The sequence below is a fragment of the Psychromarinibacter sediminicola genome (assembly GCF_029168335.1).
Taxonomy (GTDB): Bacteria; Pseudomonadota; Alphaproteobacteria; order Rhodobacterales; family Rhodobacteraceae; genus Psychromarinibacter; species Psychromarinibacter sediminicola.
In genome coordinates this window covers 1-2,405 of the sequence record NZ_JARGYC010000167.1, presented here as the reverse complement: position 1 = coordinate 2,405, position 2,405 = coordinate 1, and the positions used below count along the sequence as shown (strand labels likewise).

Annotated in this window: 5 protein-coding genes; 3 read left to right on the top strand and 2 right to left on the bottom strand. The window is 67.8% G+C overall.

Annotated elements, in window-relative coordinates; genetic code table 11:
* Nucleotides 1-376: 376 nt before the first annotated feature.
* Nucleotides 377-874 carry a histidine phosphatase family protein gene (locus P1J78_RS24595; RefSeq protein WP_275570011.1) on the bottom strand — a complete coding sequence of 166 codons (498 nt, stop codon included), beginning with the start codon at nt 872-874 and terminating at the stop codon, nt 377-379.
* A 251-nt stretch (nt 875-1,125) separates the two neighbouring features.
* Between P1J78_RS24595 and P1J78_RS24590 the strand changes: the two genes are divergently transcribed.
* Together P1J78_RS24590 and P1J78_RS24585 are read left to right on the top strand one after the other, a co-directional pair.
* Entirely contained in the window at nt 1,126-1,287 is a 162-nt protein-coding gene (locus P1J78_RS24590) for a hypothetical protein (protein ID WP_275570010.1), read from the top strand.
* Between the two features lie 118 nt (nt 1,288-1,405).
* The gene (locus P1J78_RS24585; RefSeq protein WP_275570009.1) at nt 1,406-1,588 is read left to right on the top strand and encodes a hypothetical protein; all 183 of its coding nucleotides are present in this window, start codon (nt 1,406-1,408) and stop codon (nt 1,586-1,588) included.
* A gap of 59 nt (nt 1,589-1,647) precedes the next feature.
* Here the strand turns inward: P1J78_RS24585 and P1J78_RS24580 are convergent, their stop codons facing one another.
* On the bottom strand, nt 1,648-1,857 hold the full coding sequence (locus P1J78_RS24580; RefSeq protein WP_275570008.1) for a hypothetical protein: 210 nt from the start codon (nt 1,855-1,857) through the stop codon (nt 1,648-1,650).
* A 228-nt stretch (nt 1,858-2,085) separates the two neighbouring features.
* On the opposite strand from P1J78_RS24580, the gene P1J78_RS24575 reads away from it, so the two are divergent.
* Complete coding sequence (locus P1J78_RS24575) at nt 2,086-2,346, top strand: hypothetical protein (RefSeq protein WP_275570007.1); 261 nt, start codon at nt 2,086-2,088, stop codon at nt 2,344-2,346.
* Nucleotides 2,347-2,405: the final 59 nt, after the last annotated feature.

Below are 2,405 nucleotides of genomic sequence, written 5' to 3'. Positions count from 1 at the left end.
CGTCCCGCGCATCATCACCCCCAGCATGCCGTGCAAAGGGTGAATCACGTTCTCAAACCCCTGTCGAGGCAGAGTTTTTCAGCAGCCTGTTAGGGTAACGGCGCGTCTGGCGAGACTGAGGCAGCGCGGTGCCGACTTTGGGGCAGGGCGCTGCGAACCGGCGCGCGCCGCGGTCTCAGATGGCGGCCCAGTCGGTAAAGCGGTAGGGGGCCGGCGTCGGTTCCGGCATCGGGGCGGGGGCGGGGGCGCGGGCGGTGCGGATCGGCGATCGGGGTGCGGATCGGGGTGCGGCGGGGCATCTCTGACGGGTCCTTTTTCTGCGGGTCCACTCGCTGTGGGATCGCGCGACCCGCCGTCGGGGTTCAATAATCCCGTCTCAGGCGCCGAAACGGCGGCGCAGGACCGCGGGGGTGCCGCCCGGGCCGGGCTCGACGATGTACAGGTCGCCGTAATTCAGCGGCGCTTCGCCGGGGGCGCCGAGATCCTCCCAGATCGAGTGAAGATTGCCCTTGTTGCCGATCCAGACGATCGTCTTTCCGGCGCCGGCCGACATCAGCGTGGCGGCGGGGTGTTCGGCGCGAATGGTCTGCATGGAAAGGCCGCGGGCATCGGCAAGCGGCTTGCCGGTATCGAAGTTGCGGCGGATTCCGGGGTAGTAGATCGCGTCGATCTCGATACCGTCGAGCGCCGGGACAAGCGCCGCCGCCCGGCGCCGGCCGGCGGCGGTCAGATCCTCGCCCTCGCGGTCGGCGTGGCGCAGGATGATCAGCCGGGTGCCGGCGGGAATCCGGACCCGCGCGCCGGAGCCGGAGGTGCAGGCCGGCAGGAGCGGCCCGGCGGCGGCCAGGGCGAGGAAGTGGCGGCGGTGAAACATCGGTGATCCCCCTTTTCTGAACGGAAGGATAGCGGCGGGGCGGGATTCGGGCCAGACCGGGTGTCCAAGGTTGGACAGGGGGGCAAGTCGCTGATCTTGTTGAGGATAGCGCTAACGGGCGCCGTCCGCGCCGTCGGATGTGGAAACGATCCGCTCGTCCTTCCGGGTATTGTCGAAGGCGGTACAAAGAATCGCCGCATTTCGGGCCTAGACCCACGACGCATTACACGCGAATCCAAGGAGGACACAGCATGGCACGACCATTCGAGGATCCGGAGCCCCCCACCGAGACGGCTCACTGGATGAGCTGGACGGCCCGGCCGAAGGGCCGCGCGCTGCAGATCAACAACTACCTGTCGGCGGCGGTCTTCGCGCTGTCGGCGCTCGTCACGGTGATGCAGTACGGCGCCTGACGGTCAGAGCGGGTCGCCTGCGCGACATGCTCTCGACAAGGGAACCGCCGCCGGGGCGGGCCCGTTGACCTCCCGACAGGCGGCCCGCACCGGGCCGCCGCACAGAACGGAGGTCGAGATGTCCCTGAAACGTCTCGCGCAGAAGGCGCTTAGAACATATTCCCGGTCGCGGCGGCCGACGGGCGGCCACCCGCATTCGCGCACGCAGCCGTCCGGCTCCGGCCGGGCGGCGAACACGTCAAAGGCGAGCACGGCGCGGACGGCGATCCGTCAGGTCGGCAAGCTGCTGCAGCGGGTATGACAGGACAGGGCGGGGCCGCGGCTCCGCCCATTTTTTCGGCAGAAGATCACCGGACGGGCCTACGCGGCCTCGGCCAGATCGTGGATGTGCCGCATCGCTTCGATGAAAGCCGTGGCGTCGTCCGGCGCGGTGCCGGTCCAGACGGTCTTTTGCGCCACGCCGTCGATCGCGTCCACGCGCCAGCCGGGATGCAGGTCGGTTTTGAAAATCTCGATCGAATAGGGGGTCTTACCGCACACCACCCATTGGGACAGACCGGATACCGTCATGCTCGCTCCTTCTGCCCCCGAAAGGGCATTTGGCAGATAATACGGGTTTAAGGAAGATTCGGCGAGGATTCGAAGGGTTTTCCGAAACGATCGGGACCGGTTCGGCGGGATTGTTGACGGCTCCGCGCCGGGGGACGGACGGCTGTCTGCGCCCGGCGGGGCTTACGCCGCGTCGGATTCCCGGCTAGGCTCGGGCGCAGCGTTCAACCCTTCCGCGAGGTGTCTCCGATGCGAGGACTGGCCCTTCTGTGTTGCGCCGTCCTCTCCGCCTGCGGAGTCGTGGATTACGACCGGCTGCCGGTCGGCCGGTTCGACGGGACGCTCTTCGTCATGTGGGTCGGCGAGGGCAGCGACCTGGCCGGCGACGGGCGGTTCGTCTACGTGCCGCTGCCGGCCGACCCGCTGACCTTCACCCGCGGCCGGTCGGACGGGACGGTGCAGGTGGTGCGGCCGCAGATCGTCACACGTGAAGAATGGGCAAGCGATTGAGAACGTGTGGTTTTGGCTGCATTTGCAGTATCCGTTTTCGCAAGGTTTCCCGGCTTTTG